Below are 23,333 nucleotides of genomic sequence, written 5' to 3'. Positions count from 1 at the left end.
CTCGAACGCCCGCGAACGGGCGCCCACGACGCGTCAGGCGCCGTGCGGCGCCCGTTCGTCGTCTCCGGGGCCCGTGTAGGCGATGCGCACGGGGGCCCAGAGCAGGAGGCCGATCACGGTGATCGCGGGCACGAGCAGCACCCACCCGACGTCGGGCCGCGCGAACAGCCCCTGGAACGCGCCGACCGCGATCGAGACCTGGAGCACCTGCCAGACGATCGCCGACGCGCGCGCCCACGGCGCCCGGCGCAGTGAGCCGATCGCGATGGCCACCACCCAGATCGCGCCCAGCAGCACGAGGACGAGCAGGGCGATCGCGGTGGCATACGACGAGGGCTCCATGGTCAGCAGGTCCACCACCAGCCACACCACGACGGCGACGAGCGCGAGCGCCTCGAGCGCCAGCACGATCGAGACCGTCACCAGCGCTGCGCGCACTCCGCCGACGGATGCCGCGGGCCGCATATTCTGGCGTTCGTCGTCGGTATTCACAGCGTTATCCCATTCACGGCTATTGATTCGATCTCTCCGCTATGCGACCATTTATGAGGCCGAATTGATGCTCACAGGGACGTGAGCCGATCGATCCCGATCCTACTTCCCGAGATTCGGCTTTCCCCCCGCAGCACAGCCGGATTCGGCTCGCGCAATCGTGCGCGTCTGCAAACGAAACACACTGCAAGGAGCATCTTCATGGACTGGCGCGACAAGGCCGCCTGCCTCACGGCTGACCCGGAACTCTTCTTCCCCGTCGGCAACACCGGTCCCGCTGTCGATCAGATCGAGAAGGCGAAGGCCGTCTGCGGCCGCTGCACCGTCACCGAGATCTGCCTGCAGTACGCCCTCGAGACCGGTCAGGACTCGGGCGTCTGGGGCGGCCTCAGCGAAGACGAGCGCCGCGCCCTCAAGCGCCGCGCCGCACGCGCACGCCGCGCCGGCTGACTCCGACGCATCGCACGACCTCACGACGCCGTGGCCTCCGGGCCGCGGCGTCGTTTCGTGCTGCGCGCTGTCGACTGCACGCTGCGTGCTGCCCGCGATCGCCGGCTGACGCGGCCCGCCGCGACGGCGACCGCCGGCCGGCCGAGACGTGCATTCCACGGCGCGCCCACGAGCATTCGGCGACGAGAAGCCGCGCCCCGCTGACCCCGACACGCCTCGCCGGGTACGCCGGTCAGGCCGAGGTGATCCAGCGGAGCGGCACCTCGATGGTGACCTCGGTGCCACGGCCGACCACGGTGTGCCAGTCGATCGTTCCGCCCAGCTCGCCCTGGATGAGCGTGCGCACGATCTGCGTGCCGAGGCCCTCGCCGACCTTGCCCTCGGGCAGCCCCGACCCCGTGTCGCGGACCTGCACGGTGAGCATGGTCTGCGATCGGTCGGCCGTGATCTCGACGTCGCCCTCCTGACCGGCGAGGCCGTGCTCGACCGCGTTGGTGACGAGCTCGGTGAGCGCCAGCGCGAGCGGGGTGGCGTACTCGCTCGGCAGGACGCCGAACGAGCCCGAACGCTTCGGGTGGGCCGTCGTGTTGTGCGCCGAGGCCACCTCGGCGACGAGCAGGAGCGCGCGGTCGAACACCTGGTCGAAGTCGACGTTCTGCGTGAGCCCCTCGGACAGCGTGTCGTGCACGACCGCGATCGCGCCGACCCGGCGCATCGCCTGCGTGAGCGCCTCACGGGCCTCGTCGGAATGGGTGCGCCGCGCCTGGATGCGCAGCAGCGAGGCCACCGTCTGCAGGTTGTTCTTCACCCGGTGGTGGATCTCGCGGATCGTGGCGTCCTTGGTGATGAGCTCCTGCTCCTGGTGGCGCAGTTCGGTGACATCCCGGCACAGCACGATCGCGCCGGTGCGCTCGCCTCGGCGCCGGATGGGGATCGCCCGGAGGGACACCGTGACCCCTCGCGACTCGATGTCGGTGCGCCACGGGGCCCGGCCCGTCACGATGAGCGGCAGCGACTCGTCGACGACGAGCTTGCCGCCGAGCAGGCGGGTGGTGACCTCGGCGAGCGATTCGCCCTCGAGCTCGTCTTCGAAGCCCATGCGGTTGAACGCGGAGAGCGCGTTCGGGCTCGCGAACGTCGTGGTGCCGTCGACATCGAGCCGGATCAGGCCGTCGGAGGCGCGCGGTGCGCCGCGGCGCGGACCGGTGGGTGCACCGAGATCAGGGAAGTCGCCGGACGCGATCATCTCGAACAACTCGTCGGCGCACTCGTTGAAGGTCAGTTCCTGGCGGCTCGCGGTCCGCGTGGCGCTCAGGTTCGTGTGCCGCGTGATGACCGCGACCGGCACGGGCGCGATCTCAGTCCCGGCCGAGCTCAGCCGGCGCATGACCGGCACGGCGCGCACGCGCGTCGGCATCTCCTCGTACCAGTCGGGCGCGGAGGAGTCGACGATCCGCGCGCCGCCGAACGCGCCGCCGACGAGGTCGCGCCACTGCGACTTGATCGGCTGGCCCACGAAATCGCGGTAGAAGAGCGTGGCCGCGCTCGACGGTCGAGTGTGGGCGACCGCGACGAACTCCTCATCGGCCGACGGCACCCAGAGCACGATATCGGCGAAGGCGAGATCCGCGAGCAGTTGGAGGTCCCCGACGAGCATGTGCAGCCAGTCGACATCGGCCTGACTGCTGCGGCCCTGGGCGAGGACGAGATCACTGAGGGTCGACACCCTCCCAAGCGTACTGGTCGGATGCCGCCGAGCGATCCCTCCCGGTTCGCCGGTGCCTTCGCACGAGCCCGCTCACCCCGCGGCGGCGCGCACCGAGGCTCGCGAGAACCGGATGCCGCGGCGCTCGACGGGGGTGGGAACCGGGAGGAACGCCTCGTGTGCGAAGTCTCGCATCGCGGTCCGAAGCGGCGACTTCGGGGCCGCGTCGCGAAGCGTGCGCGCCGTGAGGATCGCGGCATCCGTCGCGCGCCCGTCGTGGGGCAGCATCGCGACATCGGACAGGCCCGAGAACCGGCGCATGGTCTGGCGCACCTGACCGTAGGCGTCGATGCCGAGTGCGCTCGTGCGCACCCGGTTGACGACCACGCGGACCCGGTCGGCATCGACGAGGTCCACGAGTTCGGAGTGCCCGCGGAGCAGCCTGGAGAGTCCGACGGGATCGGCCAGGCCGACGGCCACGACGTGGTCGGCCGCGGAGAGGCTCGCGAACGTCGCCGCGTTGCGCCGGGGCGCGAACTGGTCGCTCGTGAGCTCCTCGTCGTGCTCGAGGCTGAACCCCGTGTCGATCACGACGTACTCGACCCACTCCCGGATGCCGCCGATCGCGGTCGCGACGCGGTCGCGCGCGAGTTCGGGCCACCGGCTGGGTCCGACCAACCCGGTGAACACGTCGAACGACGCCCTCGGCGACGAGTACCGCTGGGCGATGCGCTCGAGCTCGGTGCGATCGAGCGCGTCCGCCCCGGCCAACCGGCAGGCCGATGCGAAGCCGGGCGCCTCATCGAGGAGGCCGAGGGCAGGAGCGATCGCACCGCCGTACGGATCGGCGTCGACGAGCGCCACGCGGTGACCGGCGGCCGCCAGTTCGGCGGCGAGGTTGACGGCGATCGTGGTGCGCCCCGGCGCTCCACCCGGCCCCCAGACGGCGATGACCGAGCCGGTGGCGCGCTCGGCTCGGCGCGCAGCATCGCTCGACACCCGTGAGGGCACCGGAACGCCGCCGCTGACGACCTCCTCGAGCACGTGCCAGCTCGAGCCGAGGTCGAACACCTCGTGCAGTCCGATCGCGCGTGCGTGGGCGCGTTCGGCGTCGGTCGCGGCGAGCGCGATGAGGCGCACCCCGCGCAGGTCGCATGCCTCGAGCAGTTCGGCGCTGAGGGTCTCGCGCCCAGCTCCGACCAGGACGACGTCGGGGGCGACGACGTCGAGTGCCTGCATGAGTTCGGCGACGCCCATCGCCCGCGCGACCACGACGTGCCCGGATTCGACGGCGTCGGCGAGCAACCGGTCCTCCGCCGCGGGCTCCACGGCGAATGCGAGGCGGCTCATCAGTCGCTCTCGGGGCGGGCCGGAACGAGGTCGATCACGTCTTCTGCGGCGAGCGCCTGGAGCACGGCCGCCACGCGCTCGCGCGGGACGAGGAGCTCGACGGTCGCCGATCCGCTCTCGACGATGCCGCCCGCCTCGCTGATCGCGGCGATCTGGGCCCCGGGCACGAGCACGGCGGGCGGCTCGTACGTGCCGCGTTCGAGGCGGTGCGCCGACCAGACGTCGACGAGGGAACCGACCTGCACGTCGCGCGGCAGCGCGGCACGGCTGGCGACGACGACGGTTGCAAGGCCGGCCCGATCGGCGTCGTCGACCGAGGCGAGCGGGACGAACTCGCCCTTGCGAACGGTCGAGGTGACGACGAGCCCCTCGTCGGGAAGCGAGTCGGGTTCGAGGTAGCGTGCGGCCGGCGAACCGAAGCGCACGCGCTCGACGACGAGATCGTCTGACGTGATGCGGTCTCCGGGGGTCAGCGTCTGCACCGCGGTGTAGACCTCGGTGGCGTCGTCGAGACCGCTGACGAGCGCGTACACGCCGGCCGTGGAACCCGCGACGAGCACGACGCCGATCACGAGTCGTGGGTCGAGCCGCATCGCGCCTCGCTCTGGACGACGTGGCATCATGCTCCCTTCGGCGGCACCGACCGCCGCACGTCGTCCATCGTCGCCCAACCCTGTCGGATCGCCGTGAAGTTATCCACACCCGAGCCGCCGTCGCGATCGCAGGTCGATAATCGGATGGTGAGCACATCAGAAGCGGGCGAGCTCGGGCGGTTCCTCTCCGTCGCCGATGCCGCCCAGATCCTCGAGGTCGACTCGACGACGATCATCGGGCTCATCAGCACGGGCGAGCTTCCCGCGATCAGGGTGGGCGACGCCGGACCGTGGCGCATCGAGCGCACCCAACTCGAATTCTGGATCGACTTCCGCCTCGAGGAGACGCGACGGTCGGCCTTGTGGCACCAGGGCGAGTTCGCCGACGTGACCGACTTCTCGAACGTCACCTCCCTCGGCCCGCGTCGGCTGCTCCCCTGAGGGCCGGCGTCACCCGCGATCGGAACACGCCGGCGCAGGTCGACGAAGATCAGCCGACCGAATCGAAGGACACCAGCAGCACGCGCTCGAACGGAACCATCCGATAGCCCTGCACGTCCCGTTCGCGGCGCGGGGTGCCGGCCGGATGCACCGCGAGGTCGAGGTGGTCGCGGGCGACCCGGTCGATGGTGCCGTGCACGCGTCCGGTGTCCGTCGCCAGGTGCACCGGGGCCCGCCTTCGGCTGAGGTCGCGAAGCACGAATGCGAGGCCCATGCGCTCCGTGAGCCGTGAGGGCGGATGGGGCTGGGGTTCGAGGCTTCGCTCCAAGAGCCTCGGGCCGGCGAGGACCGCGCCGATGGCCGAGAACGGCAGCACGCATTGGCCGCCGGGCCCGCCGCCCAGCAGATCGGCACTCAGCCAGTCGCGGCCGAATGCGGAGGGTCGCACGACGATCGGCTCGCCGGAGCGGAGTTCGATCCTCACGACCGCGCTCGGGTCGTGCTCGAGTGCACCGGCCATGACGGTCAGCCGGTCGCGAAGGCCGAGCCTGCCGAGTCGCAGGCGTTCCTCCTCGAGTGCGAGCGCACGCTCCTCGTCGCGCTGCTCCTGGTCGAGGCGTGCTTCGAGATCGTCGAACAGGAGGTCCCACCGCATGCAGGCACGCTAGTCCGAGAACGCGGTTCCACGGAAACGTTGTCCACAGGTCGAGGAAGACTCTTGACACGGGTTCCGGCTGACTTCTACATTCAGTCGCAGGGTCGCCCGAAACGTCCCCCGTTCGGGGGTGATCGTCCGTTGCCGTCGCCCGCCGTCCCCAGATGGAGCACAGATGCCCGCACGCCCTGCCGTCCGCCTCGATGCACGCGATTCCGCATCATTCATCGACGATGACGAATTCTTCGGCCGTCAGGTCGCGAGACGCAGCGAGCTCCCCGATCCGAGCGCGATGCTGCACAGCCTGGCGCACTGCGTCGTCGAGGTGATGGCTGGCGCTCGCGACCTCGAGCAGCTCGCGCGATGGGTCACCGACGACGTGTACCGCACGCTGTCCAAGCGCGTGGTGCTCGCGAACCGTGCCCGGCGCATCAAGGGCCTGTCACCCCAGAGACCCTCCTTCCGCATCGGCCGCGTCGTCGTGACCGAACCCGCCGACGGCATCGTGGAGGCCGTCGTGCTCGTGCACCAGCCGCACCGCGTGCGTTCGATCGCGATCCGACTCGAGGGACTCGACCAGCGCTGGCGCGCCAGCGCGATCGCCGTGCTCTGAAGCCGCTGACGGAGTCGGTTCTCCGAGCACACCGCCTGATGGTGCGACCATGGGACGACGTCGTCTGGCCGGTACAACGCCGTGCAGGGCCGGCACGGGCGCGCACGGCTCGACGCCGAGGAGATGCTGCGGTACAGCGGCCGGGAGACGGTCCTCGCCTGACCGCCGTCGAGCGGGTCGGCAGGTCGATCCCGTACGAGGCGGGCACTCGACCCCGCACCCCTGCTGGAGCACAGCCCTCGATCGGCCGTGCCCCTGACGTCGACGTCAGGTGCACACACGACGAAGGGGGCGGCCGATGGCCGCCCCCTTCGTCGTCCGGTCAACGACCGTTGCGCTCCTGTGCACGGCGCTCGGCACGGTTCTGCGGCGCCGCGGCGTCGCCCTCGGGCCGCTGGCCGAAGGCGCCGCGCGGCTGCTCGACCGCGGGTTCGGACGCCGGCGCCTGCGACTGCGCCACGGCCCGGCGTGCTCGCTGGGTCGCGGCCTGCTGCACCTGACCGCGCTGGTTGCGGACCTCGACCCCGCCCGAGTCGCTCGGCGCGGTGTAGCTCAGCTTGTCGGCCGGCGCATCGGGACGCGAGAGCCCCTTCGCCTCGATGGTCGCGCCCGCACCCTGCTGCGCGACCTCGACCTCGAGGTTGAAGAGGAATCCGACGGTCTCCTCGCGGATCGAGCCCATCATCTGCTGGAACATCGCGAAGCCCTCGCGCTGGTACTCGACCAGCGGGTCGCGCTGCGCCATCGCGCGCAGGCCGATGCCGTCCTTGAGGTAGTCCATCTCGTAGAGGTGGTCGCGCCAACGACGATCGATGACCGAGAGCACCACGCGGCGCTCGAGTTCGCGCATCGCCGGGCTGCCGAGCTGCTCCTCGCGGCGCTGGTAGGCGAGCTTCGCGTCGGAGAGGATCTCGCGACGGATGAACTCGCGGTTGACCCGGCCCTTCTCGCCGGCCTCCGCGACGACCTCGTCGATCGTGATTCCGATCGGGTAGAGCGTCTTGAGCTCGCTCCAGAGCGCGTCGAAGTCCCACTCGTCGGGGTTGCCCTCGGCGGTGTGCACGTCGAGCACCTCGTCGATGACGTCTTCGAGGAAGCGCTGCGTGCGCTCGTGCAGGTCGTCGCCCTCGAGCACGTGGCGGCGGTCGCCGTAGATGGCCTCGCGCTGGCGGTTCAGGACGTCGTCGTACTTGAGGACGTTCTTGCGGATCTCGGAGTTGCGCGCCTCGACCTGCGACTGCGCCGAGCGGATGGCGCGCGAGACGACCTTGGACTCGATGGCCACATCGTCGGGCACGCCCTTCGCCATGAGGCTCTCTGCGGCGCCGGCGTTGAAGAGGCGCATCAGGTCATCGGTCAGCGACAGGTAGAACCGGCTCTCGCCGGGGTCGCCCTGACGGCCCGAACGGCCGCGGAGCTGGTTGTCGATGCGGCGCGACTCGTGGCGCTCGGTGCCGAGCACGTAGAGCCCGCCTGCCGAGAGCACGCGCTCGGCCTCGACGCCGACCTCCTTCTTGACGGCCTCGAAGACGGCGTCCCACTCGGCCTCGTACTCGTCGGGGGTCTCGACGGGGCTGAGGCCGCGCTCGTGCATCTGCTGCACGGCCAGGAACTCGGCGTTGCCGCCGAGCATGACGTCGGTTCCACGACCGGCCATGTTCGTCGCGACGGTGACGGCGCCGTGGCGACCCGCCTGTGCGACGATGGCGGCCTCGCGCGCGTGGTTCTTCGCGTTCAGCACCTCGTGCCGCACGCCCTTCTTCGCGAGCAGTCGCGAGAGGTACTCGCTCTTCTCGACGCTGGTCGTGCCGACCAGCACGGGCTGGCCCTTCTGGTGCCGCTCGACGATGTCCTCGACGACCTGGGCGAACTTGACCTCTTCGTTCTTGTAGACGAGGTCGGGCTGGTCGAGACGCAGCATGGGCTTGTTGGTGGGGATGGGGACGACGCCGAGCTTGTAGGTCGACATGAACTCGGCGGCCTCGGTCTCGGCCGTGCCCGTCATGCCCGAGAGCTTGTCGTAGAGGCGGAAGTAGTTCTGGAGCGTGACGGTCGCGAGGGTCTGGTTCTCAGCCTTGACCTGCACGCCCTCCTTCGCCTCGATCGCCTGGTGGATGCCCTCGTTGTAGCGACGCCCCATGAGGATGCGGCCCGTGTGCTCGTCGACGATGAGCACCTCGCCGTTCATGACGACGTAGTCCTTGTCGCGCTTGAACAGCGCCTTCGCCTTGATCGAGTTGTTGAGGAAGGAGATCAGCGGGGTGTTCGCCGACTCGTAGAGATTGTCGATGCCGAGGTAGTCCTCGACCTTCTCGATGCCCGTCTCGAGCACGCCGACGGTGCGCTTCTTCTCGTCGACCTCGTAGTCCTCGCCGGGGGTGAGCCGACGCGCGAGGTTCGCGAACTCGGTGAACCAGCGGTTGGCCTCGCCGGATGCGGGACCCGAGATGATGAGCGGCGTGCGCGCCTCGTCGATGAGGATCGAGTCGACCTCGTCGACGACGGCGAAGAAGTGACCGCGCTGCACCATGTCGGAGGCCTGCCACGCCATGTTGTCGCGCAGGTAGTCGAAGCCGAACTCGTTGTTCGTGCCGTAGGTGATGTCGGCCGCGTACTGCTCACGGCGGACCGCCGGCGTCTGGCCGGCCACGATGCATCCGGTGGTCATGCCGAGGGCGCGGAACACGCGGCCCATGAGCTCGGACTGGTAGCTCGCGAGGAAGTCGTTGACGGTGATGATGTGCACCCCGCGGCTCGCGAGGGCGTTCAGGTACGCCGCCGTGGTCGCGACGAGGGTCTTGCCCTCACCGGTCTTCATCTCGGCGATGTTGCCGAGATGCAGGGCCGCGCCGCCCATGAGCTGCACGTCGAAGTGACGCAGGCCCAGCGTGCGGCGGCTCGCCTCGCGAACGGCGGCGAAGGCCTCGGGCAGCAGGTCGTCGAGCGACTCGCCGCTCGCGTAGCGCTCGCGGAACTCGACGGTCTCGTGCTTCAGCTCCTCGTCGCTGAGTGCCTTGAAGTCGTCCTCGAGCGCGTTGATGGCCGCCGCGTAGTTCTGCAGTCGCTTGAGGGTTCGTCCCTCGCCGACGCGGAGGACTCTCTCCAGAATCGAAGCCACGAATGATCTCCTGTCATTGCGGCGCGCCTTGTTCCTCGGTGGAACGTCCCTCGGGTGGAACGTCGGTGGCACGCCGGTTGCGCCGTATCGACGGCATCATAGCCATGCTAGCGGCCACCGGGCTGAGCGCCTGCGGTGAACGGGGTGAACGGGCCGGCCCGACTTCGCCAGCCGCGAACGCGGCGGATCGGGCGCGATCCGAGGCCGCACGCGACGGCGCCGCCGCATCCCGGATCGCGGATGCGGCGGCGCCGGAGCGGATGCCTCGGTCAGGCGGTGGCGCGCTGCAGGCCTCCTTCGACGGCCTCGGGGAACGCGTCGGCATCGTCATCGAGTCCGATGAGGCCGTAGTCCCAGCCCTTGCGCCGGTAGACGACGCTGGGCCGTCCCGACTCCGAGTCGATGAAGAGATAGAAGTCGTGGCCGACGAGCTCCATGTAGGAGAGGGCGTCGTCGACGCTCATCGGCACGGAGGCGAAGACCTTTCGCCGGATCACCACCGGCGAGTACACCTCGTCCTCGTCGGGTGTCGCCGCCTCCTCGACGACGGGGATGCTGCCGGTGCGCACCTGCTCGAGCACCTCGGGCCGTGCCGCCTGCACGCCGACCTCGGCGAATCCGAGATCGGTGGCCTCGCGTATCGAGGTCGGCCGATGTTGGCCTCGATGGACCTTCCGGCGGTCCTTGGCTCGGCGGATCCGTTCGAGGAGTCGGCCGAGCGCGACGTCGAACGCCGCGTACTTGTCGGATCCGTCGGCTTCGGCCCGAACCACGGGGCCCTTTCCGACGAGGGTGAGCTCGATGCGGTCGGGCCCTGATCCGCCGTTCTTCTCGTGGTGCCGTGAGAGCTTCACGTCGAGCCGGATGGCTCGGTCGGCGAGGTGGGCGATCTTCTCCGACTTCTCAGTCGCATATGAGCGGAATCGATCGGTGATTCCCAGGTTTCGTCCGACGATGTTCAGTTCCATGACGACCTCCATCCACCGACGTGTCACCCGGTTCTGAAGGGTGGTTGGACCACGCCTGTCCTGCCACCGTAGCCTCCGCGACCTCGGATGTCACGAACTGTTCACCGTGAGGATCCTGAACGCGCGTCGATCCGCAGCGGGGTCTGCGCCAGCACGGCGATGGCCGCGACGCTCCCCCCGGCGGTCCTGATGGCGCGCCTCGCCTCGAGGAGGGTGGAACCCGTGGTGAGCACGTCGTCGACGAGCAGGAAGCGTCGTCCGTCGAGCCGCTCGCGCGCCTGCAGGGCGCCGTGGGCGTTGACCCGACGGGCCTCGGCATCGAGGCCGGCCTGGTCGACTCGGTCACGGGTGAGCACGAGGATCGGGTCGGCCCGGATGCCGCATGCGTCGAGCAGCAGCGGAACCGGACGGTAGCCGCGGGACCGGTGCGCGGCGGGCGTCGAGGGCACCGTGACGACGCGGAGACCGTCGCCCGGCGCGCGCGGCGCGGCGCCGAGCGCTGCCCTGAGGCTGCCGGCGAGCGCCCGCGCGAGCACGGGCGCGGCATCCGTTCGCCCGCCGTCCTTGAAGGCGCCGATGAGGGAGGCCACGCCGCCGCCGTAGTCGAGCGCGGCCCAGACGGCGAGGCCCGCCCGGTCGAGCCGGGTGGGCCGACCTGTCGCGAGTGCACGGCACGCGGCGCAGACCGAACGGTCCGGTGCCCCGCAGCCGGCGCAGGAGACCGGCAGCACGGTCGCCACGGCATCGCGGAGGGCCCGGCGCAGGGTTCCGGGGCCGAGGCGCGTCACGAGGCCGGCAGACGCCGCGCAGGCGACGCCCTGGGGCGATGCCGCGGTGGGGGTGAAGACGGGCGCACCGGGCAATCGTGACCCGGCGGGGCGACCGCCGATCACCGTCGACCCCCGGCGCGGCGCGGAGGTCGCCGCGCCGGGCCGGGGAGGACGAGTGGTTCGGCCGCGCAGGAGGCGCGGGCTCAGCCGGGCAGTTGGGCCGCCGCGAACCGGATGCCCTCGGCCCTGACCTGCCAGCCGACGCCGCTCTGCACGAGCAGGGCGTCGCCGGCGTCGAGCGCCCGCACGTCGCGCACGCTGTTGCCCGCGTCGATCTCGGTGCCCTCGGCCGGACCGGCCCGCGTGCTCGCGAACCCGCCGAGGTCCTGCGTGACGAGGCGGGTCGCCCCGTCGTCCAGCCCGGTGAGGGAGGCGACCGTGCGGCCGTCGATCCAGGCGACGTCGATCGGCACGCCGTCGACCTCGGCGAGGCGCAGGACGACGCTGCCGAGCTCGACGGGCGTGCCGTCCTCGGCGCGCGCGATCGCGGCGGCCACGAAGTAGGTCTTGGAGCCCTCGCCGAGCAGCGCGAGGATGCGCGTACCGTCGCGGGACACCTGGATGGCGGCGATCCTCGAGCCCGACCACGGCACGGCGACCTGGCCCGACGTGCCGTCGGGTCCGAACCAGACGAGCTCCGTCGGCGCGTCGGCCGGGACCGACCAGACGATGCCGGCCCGGTCGAGGGCCGGGGTGATGAGCCCGTCGCGGGGATCGAGGAGCACCGGGTCCTCCCCGGTCGTGACGAGCGAGACGCCGTCCGACGCGAGGATCGCGGCGGACTCGGCGTCGGGGCCGAGCGCGGCGCCCGAGGGTTCCGCGGCCACGACCTGCTCGCTGAGGCCCTCGATCGCCGTGATGCCGTCGCCCGAGGTCGAGAGGTAGCCGAACGTCACGCCGTCGAAGACGACCGGCCGAGGGTCGACCCGCGGATCGCGCGCCGGCTGCGACGCGGGTTCGCCGACGTCTGAGACCACGCCGTTCAGCACCATGGAGACGGACTCGACGTTGCGCACGCTCCCGATCAGGCTCTCGTCGAGCTGCAGCTGCATGCGCTGCGCGCTCTGCGTGTCGTCGAACGCGGCGCCGGTCAGCGAGACCTCGGCGACGCGGTTCGAGACCGGCACCGCCGCCGGGGACAGCTCGGTGCCCTCGGGGAACGCCGTGGCCACACCGGGTTGGAGCCATTCGGCCGACCCCGCGAGCAGGGCCTGCACGACGCTCGTCTGCGCCGTCTCGCGACCCGCGAACCAGCGCGAATCGGGCACGAGGTAGCGGTACGCGGGGTCGAAGAAGTAGAGCGTGTACTCCCGGAAGACCTGGGTGAAGTTCGCCTCGTCGATCACGATGCCCTGCGGGGCGAGCGAGATGCGCCACTGCCCGTCGACCTGCTCGAACGAGTAGTCGAGCTGGATCGGGGTCGCCGAGGTCGCGATCTCGTACTGCCCGTTGTTGCGCAGCGACGCGGCGGGCGTCGACACGAGGCGTCGCTGGGTGTCGGACACCTCCTCGAACTCGCGATCGGCGAGCACGTCGATGGTCGCCACCTCGTCGGGATTCCACTCCTCGGCGAAGTCGGGGGTGAGGAACTTGTACGCCGCCTGGAAGTTGTTGCGCGAGCTCAGCGCGGCGGTGATGAACCCGTCGAGGATCTCCTGCTGGGTGCCGTCGACCTTCGGCGGGTCGACCAGGATGTCGAGGTCCGCGGCCGCGTCCACCGGGGCCGGGTCGCCCTGCTGCACCTTGCCCGAACTCGGGATCGAGACGCACCCGGTCAGCATGGCCGCCACGAGCAGCAGGGCGGATGCCGCGAGCAGTCGCCTACGCATCACGGCCCTCCTCTCGGGGGTCGTCGAAGACGACCGCGCTCATCGAGGCGGTCGGCGGCGGCGCCGAGGCCTCGGGGTCGACGGGCTCCAGCGGCAGCGGCGAGACGACCGCTGCGACATCCGGAGTTCGCGGGATCGTCAGGCGGAAGACGCTTCCGTGGCCGGGCCTCGACCAGACGTCGAGTTCGCCGCCGTGCGCGACCGCGTCTTCGAGCGAGATCGCGAGGCCGAGGCCCGTGCCGCCGATGGTGCGCATGCGGCTCGGGTCGGCCCGCCAGAACCGGTCGAAGACGCGCTCGGCGTCGTCGGGCGACATGCCGAGGCCGTAGTCGCGGACCGAGAGCGCGATCGCGGTCTCGTTGCTGTCGACCGCCACCACTATCGGCCGCCCCTCGCCGTGCTCGATCGCGTTGCCGAGCAGGTTGCGCACGATGCGGCGGATGCGGCGGGGGTCGACGTCGGCGTCGAGGTGCCCGCCGGGCGCTTCGAGGCGCAGCTCGGACCCGCGCTCCCGGGCGAGCTCGTACATCGATTCGATCGCATCGCCCGCGAGGTGCACGAGATTGGTCGGCTCGGTGACGAGCGTGACCGAGCCCGCGTCGTAGCGGCTGATCTCGAGCAGGTCGGCGAGGAGCCGCTCGAAGCGCTCGGTCTGGGTGTGCAGGAGCTCGACCGTGCGCGACGTCGGCCCCTCGAACGACTCGCGCTGGCCGTAGAGCACGTCGCCGGCGAGGCGGATCGTCGTGAGCGGCGTCCGCAGCTCGTGCGAGACGTCGGAGACGAAGCGCTGCTGCATGACCGAGAGCTCGGCGAGTTCGCGGATGCGGGCCTGCAGGCTGTCGGCCATGCCGTTGAAGGACTCCGCGAGCGAGGCGAGCTCGTCTTCACCGCGCACCGGGATGCGCACCCCGAGGTCGCCCGCGGCGAGCCGGCGGCTGGTCGACGCGGTCGTGCGGATCGGCTCGATCACCCCGCGCACCACGACGAGCGTGATCGCGCTCAGCAAGGCGAGCAGCGCGATGGCGCCGACGGTGCCGGTGACCTGCATGAACGCGAGCGTCTGCTGCGCCTCGGCGAGATTGTAGCCGATGTAGAGCTCGTACGCCCCGACGTTGGCGGGCACCTGCAGCATGCTGCCGACGACGATGCCGGGGTCGGTGCCGCCCGTCGAGTTCTCGAGCGCGACCGACTGCCAGTACTGGCCGTCGGGGTGCTCCTGCACCTGCGCCCGCAGTTCGGGCGTGATGACGCCGGCGAGATCGGGGCTCAGGCGGTCGGGCGGGGCGAGGCTGTTCGTCGGCGCGTCGGGCGCTCGGAAGAGCGCGATGACGTTCGTGCCCGCGATGCTCGTCACGGTGTCGAGCGTGCCCTTCATGAGCAGCTGGAGCGACCCGCGGTCGGCCGCGTCGGAGGAGTCGAGGATCAGCTGCGCCGCGGTGGTCGCGTTGTTCGAGTCCTCGAGCACCCGCGCACGCTGGTCCTGGAAGAGGTTCGAGGCGACGCTGAACGAGATGTAGAGCCCGATCACGAGGATCGCGAGGCTGGAGAGCCCGAGCGTGATGAAGACCGTGCGCACCTGCAGCGAGCGCTGCCACGCGGCGGCGACGCGACGCGCGAATTCGCGCCACGAGTCGGGGCGCGAGTCGTCGGCGACGGGGGTCATCCGTCGCTCAGGTGGTCGCGCCGGCCCGGTAGCCGACACCGCGGACCGTCATGACGATGCGCGGGTTGTCGGGGTCGTGCTCGACCTTCGCCCGCAGGCGCTGCACGTGCACGTTCACGAGCCGCGTGTCGGCCTTGTAGTGGTACCCCCACACCTGCTCGAGCAGCATCTCGCGCGTGAAGACCTGCTGCGGCTTCGACGCGAGCGTCAGCAGGAGGTCGAACTCGAGCGGCGTGAGGGAGATGCGCTCACCGCCGCGGCGCACCTCGTGGCCGGCGGCGTCGATGGTGAGGTCGCCGACCGCGAAGGTCTCGACGGCAGACTCTGGCGTCGGGCGCAGGCGCGTGCGGATGCGGGCGACGAGCTCCTTCGGGTTGAAGGGCTTGACCATGTAGTCGTCGGCGCCGGACTCGAGGCCCTTGACGACGTCGGCCGTGTCGCTCTTCGCCGTCAGCATGATGATCGGGGTGCCGGACTCGGCCCGGATGCGGGCGCACACCTCGATGCCGTCGATGCCGGGGAGCATGAGGTCGAGGAGCACCAGGTCGGGCTTGGCCTCGCGGAACGCGGCGAGCGCGCCCGACCCGTCTCCGCAGAAGACGGGGTCGAAGCCCTCGGTGCGCAGCACGATGCCGATCATCTCGGCGAGGGCCGTGTCGTCGTCGACGACGAGTACGCGTGAAGTCATCCGTTCATTCCTCTGCAGCCGACCGGGGACGGCGGAACCAAGTGGGTCAAGCGTAGTCGCACCCCACCGGGATTCGGTCGGATGCCGCGACAAGGGGCGGATCGCGCGCGGGGTCACCCGATGTGCGAGCATGGGAAACCCGCCGGAAGGAGCGCATCGAGGTGTCCGAACACGACTGGCAGGCGCCCGGCTCGCCGACGCCCCGGCCTCCGATGCCCGCTTCCGCGCCCGCGTACGGACCGCAGTGGGGCGCCGCTGCTCCCGGCGGACCGGCGGCGTGGACGCCGCCGCCGAGGCCCGGACTGCTGCCGCTGCGCCCGATGGGCTTCGGCACGCTGCTCTGGGCCCCGTTCCGGACGCTGCGGCGCAATCCGGCGGCGACCTTCGGCAGCGGCCTGCTCGTGCAGCTCGTCGTGCTCGTGATCACCACGGCCGTCATGGTGCCCGCCTTCGTGTTCGTGCTCGGCCGGCTCGACTCCGCCCAGCCCGACGACCTCGACGCGCTGCTGCCCGGCTCGATCGGCGTCATGGTGCTCGTCATGCTCGTCGCGGTCGCGGTGTCCGTGGTCGCCGGCGCCTTCCTGCAGGGCGTGATGGTCGAGGAGGTCGCGTCGGGCACGCTGGGCGAGAAGCTCGGCCTCGGGGCGCTCTGGCGGCGCACGCTGCCGCGCATCGGACCCCTCATCGGATGGACCGTGCTCGTCGCCGCGGCCCTGCTGATCGTGAGCGCCGCGCTGGTCGGCATCATCGTGCTCGGCGCGGTGACCTCCCCCATCGGCCTCGCGGTCGGCATCGTGGTCGTGGTCCTGCTCGTGCTCGGGCTCGTCGTCCTGGGGTTCTGGCTCGGCATCCGCGTGTCGCTCGTGCCGAGCATCATCGTCCTCGAACGGGCCGGCATCGCGGCCGCGGTCCGTCGCTCGTGGCGCCTGACGACCGGCTTCTTCTGGCGCACGCTCGGCATCATCGTGCTCGTCGGGGTGATGCTCTACGTTGCCTCCCAGATCGTGGTGCAGCCCATCTCGCTCATCGGCGGACTGCTCTCGGCGATCGTCGACCCCACCGGCGCGGGCGCGGCGACCGTCATCCTGATCGTGGTCACCGTCATCGCCATGCTGCTCTCGCTCGTGATCGGCGCGATCACGACGGTCGTGCAGGCCGCGGTCATCGGCGTCGTCTACATCGACCTGCGCATGCGCACCGAGGGACTCGACCTCGAACTGCAGCGGCACGTCGAGCTCCGTGACGCGGGCTACGCGGTCGGCGACCCGTGGGCGGCTCCCCCGGCCGTGGCCGAGACGACCGGGCACCCCGGAGCCGCTGCGCCCGGCGCCTCGCCCGGCGACGCCCCGGCATGATCGAAGTCGTGGCCGCGACCCTGGCCCTCATGGGCGAGCCGTTGGATCCCGATGGGCCGACGGCCCGGCGCTGGCTCCGTGACGAGCTCTCCGAACCCCGTTACCGCGCGAACGAGCCGAACGCCTTCGACCGCGCGATGCAGGCGGTGCGCGACTGGTTCCTCAGCCTCCTCGACGGGGCCGGCGCGGTCCCCGGCGAGGTCGTCGCGCTCCTGGTCGTGGTCGGCGTCGTGGTGCTCGTCGTGGTCGGCATCCTCGTCTTCGGCGTGCCCCGGCTCCGACGGCGCGCTCGGAGCGCGCCCGCCTCGTTCGAGGACGACCGCCGCGACGCCTCGGCGATCCGACGCTCGGCCGAGGCGGCTGCCGCCGACGGCGACTGGCCGCTCGCGATCGAGGAGCGATTCCGCGCACTCGTGCGCGACCTCGTGGTGCGCGAGCTCGTGCAGGTGCATCCCGGCACGACGGCGCGTTCGCTCGCGGATGCCGCGTCGCGGCCGTTCCCCGATCTCGCCCCGAGGCTGGCGGCCGCGGCCGCCGACTTCGACGGGGTGCGCTACCTGGGTCGGAGCGGCGACGCCGAGGCGTACGCGCGCGTCGCCGATCTCGACCGCGACCTGCAGGCGACACGTCCCGCGCTCATCGGCGCCGGCGCCGGCGCCGGCCCCGGCACCACGACCGGCACCGAGACCGGCCGTGCCGCCGACCACGGCGCGGCGGGCGACGACGACCCGACCGGGGCGACGCGGTGACGACCACGACGAGGCCACCCGTTCCGAGGACCCCGGCAGCCCCCGCCGCGGCATCCGGGACCGAGGCGCTCACCCCGACAGCCCGAGCGTTCCTCCGCCGCGGCCGCACCTGGATCGGGCTCGCCGCCGTCCTGCTCATCGGCGCGGTCGCCGTGCTCGCGATCCAAGGCGGCATCCGGGCGCAGGGCGAGGTGCTCGGGCCCGATGACGCCGGCGCGATGGGCTCCGGGGCACTCGTCGAGGTGCTGCGCGACCACGGCGTGACCGTCACGCCCACGCGGTCGCTCGACGCGACCCTCGACGCCGTCGACGCCGCGGGCGGCGACGCGACCGTGTTGCTCTACGACGAGTTCGGCACGCTCGACGACACCCGGCTGGGCGAGCTGGCCGGGCTCGTCGACGCGGGAACCCGCCTGGTCGTCGCCGAACCCGGATTCCGCGCGCTCGAGGCGCTCGCACCGGGCGTCAGGCTGGCGGGCGAGGCATCCGGCGGCATCGAGGACGTCGCCTGCGACGTGCGCGCGGCGATGCAGGCCGGTGCGCTCTCCGACGGCCAGCGCCTGCTCACGATCGATGACGCGGCGACGACGGCGGGCTGGCGCGGCTGCTTCCGCGACGGCGACCTCGGCTTCGCGCTGGCGGTCGGGCCGGGGCCGGAGGCAGCCGATCTGACCGGCGACGGCGCCGCGGCATCCGCCCGGGTGTCGCTCGTGGGTGCGGCGACGGTGTTCACGAACGACCGCATCGACGAACTCGGCAACGCCGCACTCGCCATCGGCCTGCTCGGCGCGACCGAGGACGTCGTCTGGTACCTGCCGGGGCCGACCGACGCGGATGCCGCGACCGCCCCCACCCTCGGCGAGCTGACGCCGGGCTGGGTGAGCCCGGTGATGGTGCTGGCCCTCGTCGTCGCGCTCGCGGCCGGCGTGTGGCGCGGCCGGCGGCTCGGCCCGCTGGTGGTCGAGCGACTGCCCGTGACCGTGCCGGCCGGCGAGACGAGGCAGGGACGGGCGCGCCTCTACGCGCGATCCTCGCAGCGCGGGCACGCCCTCGACCAGCTGCGCATGGCCGCCGTGTGGCGCCTCGCCGCGACGCTCCGCCTCCCGCGCGCGACCGACGTCTCGGTGGTCGCCGAGGCCGCGGCGCTCGCCACCGGACGCGACGCGGCATCCGTCATGCGGCTGCTCGTCGAGGAGGTCCCGACCGGCGACGCGGCGTTCGCGGCGCTCGGCGCCGAGCTCGCCGACCTCGAACGCGACGTCGTCCGCGCAGTCCGCCCCGACGAGGCGCGGCCCGCGACGCCCGATCCCGAACGCACGCCCGACGACCAGCCAGGAAGGCAGCCATGACCGACACGACGCCCGCCGACGCGCCATCCGTGCGCACCGACGACGAACTCCGCGCCGCCCTGAATCGGGTCCGCACCGAGGTCGGCAAGGCCGTGGTGGCCCAGGACGGGGCCGTCACGGGCCTGATCATCGCCCTGCTCGCCGGCGGCCACGTGCTGCTCGAGGGCGTGCCCGGCGTCGCGAAGACCCTGCTCGTGCGCACGCTCAGCCGCACCCTGCACCTCGAGACCCGGCGCCTGCAGTTCACGCCCGACCTGATGCCGGGCGACGTGACCGGCTCGCTGTCGTTCGACCCGCGCACGGGCGAGTTCGCCTTCCGCGAGGGACCGGTGTTCACGAACATCCTGCTCGCGGACGAGATCAACCGCACACCTCCGAAGACGCAGTCGGCGCTGCTCGAGGCGATGGAGGAACGACAGGTCTCGGCCGACGGCACCACGCGTCCGTTGCCCGAGCCCTTCCTCGTCGCCGCGACCCAGAACCCGATCGAGTACGAGGGCACGTACTCACTCCCCGAGGCGCAGCTCGACCGCTTCCTGCTCAAGCTCGTCCTCGACGTGCCCGAGCGCGACGACGAGTTCGCGATCCTCCGCCGCCACGCCGACGGCTTCAACCCGCACGACCTCGCGGGCGCAGGCGTCGCGCCCGTGCTCGGCGCGGCCGAGCTGGCGGCGGCGCGCCGGGCCGCGGCATCCGTGCGGGTCTCCGACGACGTGCTCGCGTACCTCGTCGACCTCGCCAGGGCGAGCCGACGGTCCCCGTCGCTGCGGCTGGGGGTGAGCCCGCGTGCGACGACGGGTCTCCTGGCCGCGTCGAAGGCGTGGGCCTGGCTCACGGCGTACGACTCGGTGACGCCCGACCACGTGCAGGCCATGCTGCTGCCGGTCTGGCGGCATCGCGTGCAGCTCCGGCCCGAGGCCGAGCTCGAGGGCGTCTCGGTCGACTCCGTGCTGCGCTCGATCATGCAGCAGGTCCAGGTCCCCCTCTGACATGGCGGTCACCGGTCGGTTCGTGCTGCTCCTGGCGCTCGGCGTCGTGCCCGTCGTCATCGCGGGCCTGTCCGGGGCGGATGCCGCGTGGCTCGCGCTCCTCGGCTGGCTCGCGCTGTCGATCGGGCTCGGCGCGATCGACCTCTCGCTCGCGGCATCCCCGCGGCGCGTGGTGCTCGCCCGCGACCTTCCGCCGCGCGTGCGGCTCGGCGAGGCGGTCGTCTCCGTCCTGAGCCTCACGAACACGGGCGAGCGGATGCTCCGTGCGAGCGTCCGCGACGGCTGGGAGCCCTCGGCGGGCGTCGTCGGGACGAACCGCGCCCGGGTCGCCGTGCCCGCCGGCGAGCGTCGCGGCATCCGGCAGGAACTGCGCCCGTGGCGGCGCGGCGATCGCCGCAGCGAGCACGTCAGCATCCGCGCGGCCGGTCCCCTCGGGCTCTGGTCGCGGCAGGCGAGCCTCGTGGCGCCGGGCGTGCTCCGCGTGCTGCCGCCGTTCCACTCGCGCGTGCACCTGCCGTCCCGGCTCACGCGGCTGCGCGAGCTCGACGGTCGGACCCCGCTGCTCGTGCGCGGGCAGGGCACGGAATTCGACTCGATCCGCGAGTACGTGCGCGGCGACGACGTGCGCTCGATCGACTGGCGCGCGACGGCTCGGCACGTGGACCCGGTCTCCCATGGCGGCGCGAAGCTCATGGTGCGCACCTGGCGGCCCGAACGCGACCGCCGCATCGTCATCGTCGCCGACACGTCGCGCACGGCGGCTGCGCGCATCGCCGACGAGCCGCGGCTCGACACGGCCTGGGAGTCGACGCTCCTGCTGTCGGCACTGGCCACGCACGCGGGCGACCGGGTCGACTTCCTCGCGTGGGACCGCAGGGCCCGGGCTCGCGTCACCGGAACGACGGGGCCGCACCTGCTCGCCCGGCTCGTGGATGCGATGGCCGACGTGCAGGCGGAGCTCATCGAGGCGGACTGGACCGGACTCCCGGCGCAGATCCGGCGCATCACGAGCCGGCGCGCACTCGTCGTGCTGCTCACGACGGCCGACGCCCCGGGCTCCGCACGGGGGCTGCTGTCGGTACTGCCCCAGCTCACCTCCCGGCACACCGTGATCGTGGCCTCCGTGCTCGACCCCGACACCGTCGCGGACGCCGCACGTCGCGACGGCGTCGACGAGCTCTACCTCGCCGCCGCATCGGAGCGCGCGAGCCTCGACGTCGAGCGGGTCGGCGCCGCGATCCGACGCTCGGGCGCGCACACGGTGTCCGCCGCCCCGCACGACCTGCCGCCGGCGCTCGCCGACCGCTACCTCGACCTCAAGGCATCCGGGCGGCTCTGAGCGCAGGGTCGCGTTCGAGGCATCCGCCGCCCACCGCGGCATCCTGCGCGCTTCGCAGGCCGGTTCGGGGCTGCAGTCATCCGGCGTCGATCCAATACCGATTTCGTCATACGCGGCGAAGTTCCCCCGTTCGGGGTACGCCGATCGCTATGTTCGCAAACGATCGGCATGGGGGCACGCCGATCCTCCGCACGCCCACCGTGATCGCCCCGCTCTCCCAACGAAAGGACCGGTCATGTCCGACCCGACTCCCGTCGCCACCCCGTCGACGGCGCAGAAACTCACCGCCGAACTCATCGGCACGTTCATCCTCGTCTTCGCCGTCGTCGGCGCCGTCTTCTTCTCCTCTGCGGGCACGGGCCTGCTGGGCGTCGCCTTCGCGCTCGGCCTCTCCGTCGTGGTCGGCGCCTACGCGTTCGGCCCGATCTCGGGCGGCCACTTCAACCCGGCCGTCACGCTCGGGCTCGCGATCGCCGGTCGCTTCGCTTGGCGCGAGACGCTCGGCTACATCGCCGCGCAGATCGTCGGCGGCATCCTCGGCTCGGTCGTGCTGCTCGGCATCCTGTCGAGCGGCCCGGGGTTCGACATGGTGGCATTCACGAAGGCGTCGACCGGCTACGACGAACTGTCGCCCGGCGGATTCGGCATCGGTTCGTTCTTCATCGTCGAGATCGTCTCGACGGCGGTGTTCCTGTTCGTGATCCTCGGCGTGACCTCGGCCGGCCGTTCCGCCTCGAACCTCGCCCCGCTCGCGATCGGCCTCACGCTCACCGTCGTGCTGCTCATCGCCGGCAACGTGTCGAACGGTTCGTTCAACCCCGCCCGCTCGATCGCAACCGCGATCTTCGGCGGCCAGATCGCCCTGAGCCAGCTCTGGGCGTCGATCGTCGCGCCGATCGTCGGCGCGCTGCTCGCCGGCGTGATCTACAAGGCCGTCTTCGACCGGCCGGCGAAGATCGCCGCGTAACCTGCATCACCACGGATGGCGGATGTCCCGACGGGGCATCCGCCATTCGCGTCCCTCCTCGAGGTTCGCTCCCGCGGCCCGATATGGTTCGGCATCGTCGTGGCGGATGGCCGGACGCACGTCGCGCCGCCGGAAGGACGACGCCCGGCGGCTCGCGGCGCAGGCTCGGGCGGCCCGTCAGCCGGCGACGATGCGCGTGGCCCCCGCGTCGAACTCGGCGACGTCGCCCGTCGCCCCGGCGCGGTACGCGCGGCGCCCGAGCACGAGCATGTAGGCGAGGAATCCGGCGAACGCGGCCACGCCGATGCCGATCTTCACGGGCCAGGGCCACGGCGCCGGGGTCACGAAGGCCTCGATGAGCCCGGAGACGAACAGGAAGAAGACGAGCCCGATCGCGACGGTGAACAGCGCCCTCGCGTCCTGGGCGAGCGCGACACCCCTGGGCCTCGGGCCCGGAGCGACCCACGCCCAGAAGATGCGGAGGCCGGCCGCCGCCGCGACGAAGACGCACGTGAGCTCGAGCAGTCCGTGGGGCGTGATGTAGAGGAAGAACGTGTCGGCCTCGTCGTAGGCGAACATGATCGCCGCCGTGATGCCGAGGTTCTGCGCGTTCTGCAGGATCACGACCGGCACCCACAGCCCCGTGATGCCGAAGGCGACGCACTGGGCGGCGATCCACGCATTGTTCGTCCAGACCGAGCCGGCGAACGAGGCGGCGGGGTTCTCCGAGTAGTAGGCCACGAAGCCCTCGTCGGCCAATAGCTGCATCTCGGCCTCGTCGCCGAGGGTCGCGAGCACCCGGGGATCGGAGCCGATCCACCAGGCGTACAGGCCCGCGACCACGACGGTGACCACCGCGACGGCCAGGGTCAGCCAACGCACCCGGTAGAGCGCGGCCGGGAGGTCGACGACCGCGAAGCGGGTGAAGATCCGGAGCGGGTTCTCGGGCGTTCCCGTGAACCGCAGGCGAGCCCGGGCCAGACCCACCGAGAGGCGGTCGCCGAGCGCGGTCGAGCCCACCGTGGCCTGCACGAGCGAGAGGTCGGATGCCACGCCCTGATACCGCTCGATGAGCTCATCGGCCTCGCGCCCGTCGAGCCGGCGGGTCTTGGAGAGCACGTCGAGGCGCTGCCAGTCGTCGTGGCGGGCGGAGGCGAGCGCGTCGAGGTCCATCTGCTTGAATACTAGCC

21 protein-coding genes are annotated in these 23,333 nt (G+C 71.7%); 9 read left to right on the top strand and 12 right to left on the bottom strand.

The window, feature by feature from the left end; genetic code table 11:
- Positions 1-33 precede the first annotated feature (33 nt).
- Positions 34-492: a hypothetical protein gene (locus ACR3IO_RS07895; protein WP_434070646.1), complete on the bottom strand. Its 459-nt coding sequence runs from the start codon at positions 490-492 to the stop codon at positions 34-36.
- 201 nt (positions 493-693) lie between these two features.
- Between ACR3IO_RS07895 and ACR3IO_RS07890 the strand changes: the two genes are divergently transcribed.
- Positions 694-942 carry a WhiB family transcriptional regulator gene (locus ACR3IO_RS07890; protein ID WP_122937656.1) on the top strand — a complete coding sequence of 83 codons (249 nt, stop codon included), beginning with the start codon at positions 694-696 and terminating at the stop codon, positions 940-942.
- A 232-nt stretch (positions 943-1,174) separates the two neighbouring features.
- Here the strand turns inward: ACR3IO_RS07890 and ACR3IO_RS07885 are convergent, their stop codons facing one another.
- The 3 genes from ACR3IO_RS07885 to ACR3IO_RS07875 form a co-directional block, all read right to left on the bottom strand.
- Positions 1,175-2,668, bottom strand: a complete 1,494-nt coding sequence (locus ACR3IO_RS07885; RefSeq protein WP_434070645.1) for a sensor histidine kinase — start codon at positions 2,666-2,668, stop codon at positions 1,175-1,177.
- A gap of 72 nt (positions 2,669-2,740) precedes the next feature.
- Positions 2,741-3,997: an AAA family ATPase gene (locus ACR3IO_RS07880; RefSeq protein ID WP_434070644.1), complete on the bottom strand. Its 1,257-nt coding sequence runs from the start codon at positions 3,995-3,997 to the stop codon at positions 2,741-2,743.
- Positions 3,997-4,617 (bottom strand): SAF domain-containing protein, encoded by a 621-nt coding sequence (locus ACR3IO_RS07875; RefSeq protein ID WP_434070643.1) that lies wholly within the window; start codon positions 4,615-4,617, stop codon positions 3,997-3,999. Before ACR3IO_RS07875 ends, ACR3IO_RS07880 begins: the two co-directional genes overlap by 1 nt.
- 120 nt (positions 4,618-4,737) lie before the next feature.
- Here ACR3IO_RS07875 and ACR3IO_RS07870 point away from each other — a divergent pair, with 120 nt between their 5' ends.
- On the top strand, positions 4,738-5,031 hold the full coding sequence (locus ACR3IO_RS07870; RefSeq protein ID WP_434070642.1) for a helix-turn-helix domain-containing protein: 294 nt from the start codon (positions 4,738-4,740) through the stop codon (positions 5,029-5,031).
- A 49-nt stretch (positions 5,032-5,080) separates the two neighbouring features.
- On the opposite strand, the gene ACR3IO_RS07865 is transcribed toward ACR3IO_RS07870, so the two are convergent.
- Positions 5,081-5,686 (bottom strand): hypothetical protein, encoded by a 606-nt coding sequence (locus tag ACR3IO_RS07865; protein ID WP_434070641.1) that lies wholly within the window; start codon positions 5,684-5,686, stop codon positions 5,081-5,083.
- Positions 5,687-5,861: 175 nt separating this feature from the next.
- Here ACR3IO_RS07865 and ACR3IO_RS07860 point away from each other — a divergent pair, with 175 nt between their 5' ends.
- Positions 5,862-6,299, top strand: a complete 438-nt coding sequence (locus tag ACR3IO_RS07860) for an Rv3235 family protein (RefSeq protein ID WP_434070640.1) — start codon at positions 5,862-5,864, stop codon at positions 6,297-6,299.
- 322 nt (positions 6,300-6,621) lie between these two features.
- Here ACR3IO_RS07860 and secA read toward each other — a convergent pair whose 3' ends face one another.
- From secA to mtrA, 6 genes are all read right to left on the bottom strand, one after another.
- The gene (secA, locus tag ACR3IO_RS07855; protein WP_434070639.1) at positions 6,622-9,417 is read right to left on the bottom strand and encodes a preprotein translocase subunit SecA; all 2,796 of its coding nucleotides are present in this window, start codon (positions 9,415-9,417) and stop codon (positions 6,622-6,624) included.
- A gap of 269 nt (positions 9,418-9,686) precedes the next feature.
- Positions 9,687-10,385 carry a ribosome hibernation-promoting factor, HPF/YfiA family gene (gene hpf / locus ACR3IO_RS07850; protein WP_434070638.1) on the bottom strand — a complete coding sequence of 233 codons (699 nt, stop codon included), beginning with the start codon at positions 10,383-10,385 and terminating at the stop codon, positions 9,687-9,689.
- Between the two features lie 101 nt (positions 10,386-10,486).
- Entirely contained in the window at positions 10,487-11,248 is a 762-nt protein-coding gene (locus ACR3IO_RS07845; protein ID WP_434070637.1) for a ComF family protein, read from the bottom strand.
- A gap of 110 nt (positions 11,249-11,358) precedes the next feature.
- Positions 11,359-13,044: a GerMN domain-containing protein gene (locus tag ACR3IO_RS07840; RefSeq protein ID WP_434070636.1), complete on the bottom strand. Its 1,686-nt coding sequence runs from the start codon at positions 13,042-13,044 to the stop codon at positions 11,359-11,361.
- Complete coding sequence (gene mtrB / locus ACR3IO_RS07835; RefSeq protein WP_434070635.1) at positions 13,037-14,707, bottom strand: MtrAB system histidine kinase MtrB; 1,671 nt, start codon at positions 14,705-14,707, stop codon at positions 13,037-13,039. The genes ACR3IO_RS07840 and mtrB overlap by 8 nt, the downstream gene beginning before the upstream one ends.
- Before the next feature lie 7 nt (positions 14,708-14,714).
- Positions 14,715-15,395: an MtrAB system response regulator MtrA gene (mtrA, locus tag ACR3IO_RS07830; RefSeq protein WP_434070634.1), complete on the bottom strand. Its 681-nt coding sequence runs from the start codon at positions 15,393-15,395 to the stop codon at positions 14,715-14,717.
- A gap of 161 nt (positions 15,396-15,556) precedes the next feature.
- Here mtrA and ACR3IO_RS07825 point away from each other — a divergent pair, with 161 nt between their 5' ends.
- From ACR3IO_RS07825 to ACR3IO_RS07800, 6 genes are all read left to right on the top strand, one after another.
- Positions 15,557-16,750 carry a hypothetical protein gene (locus tag ACR3IO_RS07825; RefSeq protein WP_434070633.1) on the top strand — a complete coding sequence of 398 codons (1,194 nt, stop codon included), beginning with the start codon at positions 15,557-15,559 and terminating at the stop codon, positions 16,748-16,750.
- An 8-nt stretch (positions 16,751-16,758) separates the two neighbouring features.
- A complete protein-coding gene (locus ACR3IO_RS07820) occupies positions 16,759-17,499 on the top strand; it encodes a DUF4129 domain-containing protein (protein ID WP_434070632.1) in 741 nt (246 codons plus the stop codon).
- Positions 17,496-18,848: a DUF4350 domain-containing protein gene (locus ACR3IO_RS07815; RefSeq protein WP_434070631.1), complete on the top strand. Its 1,353-nt coding sequence runs from the start codon at positions 17,496-17,498 to the stop codon at positions 18,846-18,848. The genes ACR3IO_RS07820 and ACR3IO_RS07815 overlap by 4 nt, the downstream gene beginning before the upstream one ends.
- Positions 18,845-19,837, top strand: coding sequence for an AAA family ATPase (locus ACR3IO_RS07810; RefSeq protein ID WP_434070630.1), 993 nt, complete (start codon positions 18,845-18,847; stop codon positions 19,835-19,837). Before ACR3IO_RS07815 ends, ACR3IO_RS07810 begins: the two co-directional genes overlap by 4 nt.
- Position 19,838: 1 nt before the next feature.
- Entirely contained in the window at positions 19,839-21,176 is a 1,338-nt protein-coding gene (locus ACR3IO_RS07805; protein ID WP_434070629.1) for a DUF58 domain-containing protein, read from the top strand.
- Positions 21,177-21,411: 235 nt separating this feature from the next.
- The gene (locus tag ACR3IO_RS07800; RefSeq protein WP_434070628.1) at positions 21,412-22,143 is read left to right on the top strand and encodes an aquaporin; all 732 of its coding nucleotides are present in this window, start codon (positions 21,412-21,414) and stop codon (positions 22,141-22,143) included.
- Positions 22,144-22,320: 177 nt separating this feature from the next.
- On the opposite strand, the gene ACR3IO_RS07795 is transcribed toward ACR3IO_RS07800, so the two are convergent.
- Positions 22,321-23,316 (bottom strand): stage II sporulation protein M, encoded by a 996-nt coding sequence (locus ACR3IO_RS07795; RefSeq protein WP_434070627.1) that lies wholly within the window; start codon positions 23,314-23,316, stop codon positions 22,321-22,323.
- Positions 23,317-23,333: the final 17 nt, after the last annotated feature.

It is taken from the genome of Agromyces sp. Marseille-Q5079, from assembly GCF_051016555.1.
Taxonomy (GTDB): Bacteria; Actinomycetota; Actinomycetes; order Actinomycetales; family Microbacteriaceae; genus Agromyces.
This window is presented reverse-complemented; position numbering and strand designations above follow the sequence as displayed.

Coding starts and splice junctions, on each gene's coding strand:
- ACR3IO_RS07890 (WP_122937656.1), top strand. CDS start 694: ATGGACTGGCGCGACAAGGCCGCCTGCCTCACGGCTGACCCGGAACTC.
- ACR3IO_RS07880 (WP_434070644.1), bottom strand. CDS start 3,997: ATGAGCCGCCTCGCATTCGCCGTGGAGCCCGCGGCGGAGGACCGGTTG.
- ACR3IO_RS07875 (WP_434070643.1), bottom strand. CDS start 4,617: ATGCCACGTCGTCCAGAGCGAGGCGCGATGCGGCTCGACCCACGACTC.
- ACR3IO_RS07865 (WP_434070641.1), bottom strand. CDS start 5,686: ATGCGGTGGGACCTCCTGTTCGACGATCTCGAAGCACGCCTCGACCAG.
- ACR3IO_RS07860 (WP_434070640.1), top strand. CDS start 5,862: ATGCCCGCACGCCCTGCCGTCCGCCTCGATGCACGCGATTCCGCATCA.
- hpf (WP_434070638.1), bottom strand. CDS start 10,385: ATGGAACTGAACATCGTCGGACGAAACCTGGGAATCACCGATCGATTC.
- ACR3IO_RS07840 (WP_434070636.1), bottom strand. CDS start 13,044: ATGCGTAGGCGACTGCTCGCGGCATCCGCCCTGCTGCTCGTGGCGGCC.
- mtrB (WP_434070635.1), bottom strand. CDS start 14,707: ATGACCCCCGTCGCCGACGACTCGCGCCCCGACTCGTGGCGCGAATTC.
- mtrA (WP_434070634.1), bottom strand. CDS start 15,395: ATGACTTCACGCGTACTCGTCGTCGACGACGACACGGCCCTCGCCGAG.
- ACR3IO_RS07810 (WP_434070630.1), top strand. CDS start 18,845: ATGACCGACACGACGCCCGCCGACGCGCCATCCGTGCGCACCGACGAC.
- ACR3IO_RS07805 (WP_434070629.1), top strand. CDS start 19,839: ATGGCGGTCACCGGTCGGTTCGTGCTGCTCCTGGCGCTCGGCGTCGTG.
- ACR3IO_RS07800 (WP_434070628.1), top strand. CDS start 21,412: ATGTCCGACCCGACTCCCGTCGCCACCCCGTCGACGGCGCAGAAACTC.
- ACR3IO_RS07795 (WP_434070627.1), bottom strand. CDS start 23,316: ATGGACCTCGACGCGCTCGCCTCCGCCCGCCACGACGACTGGCAGCGC.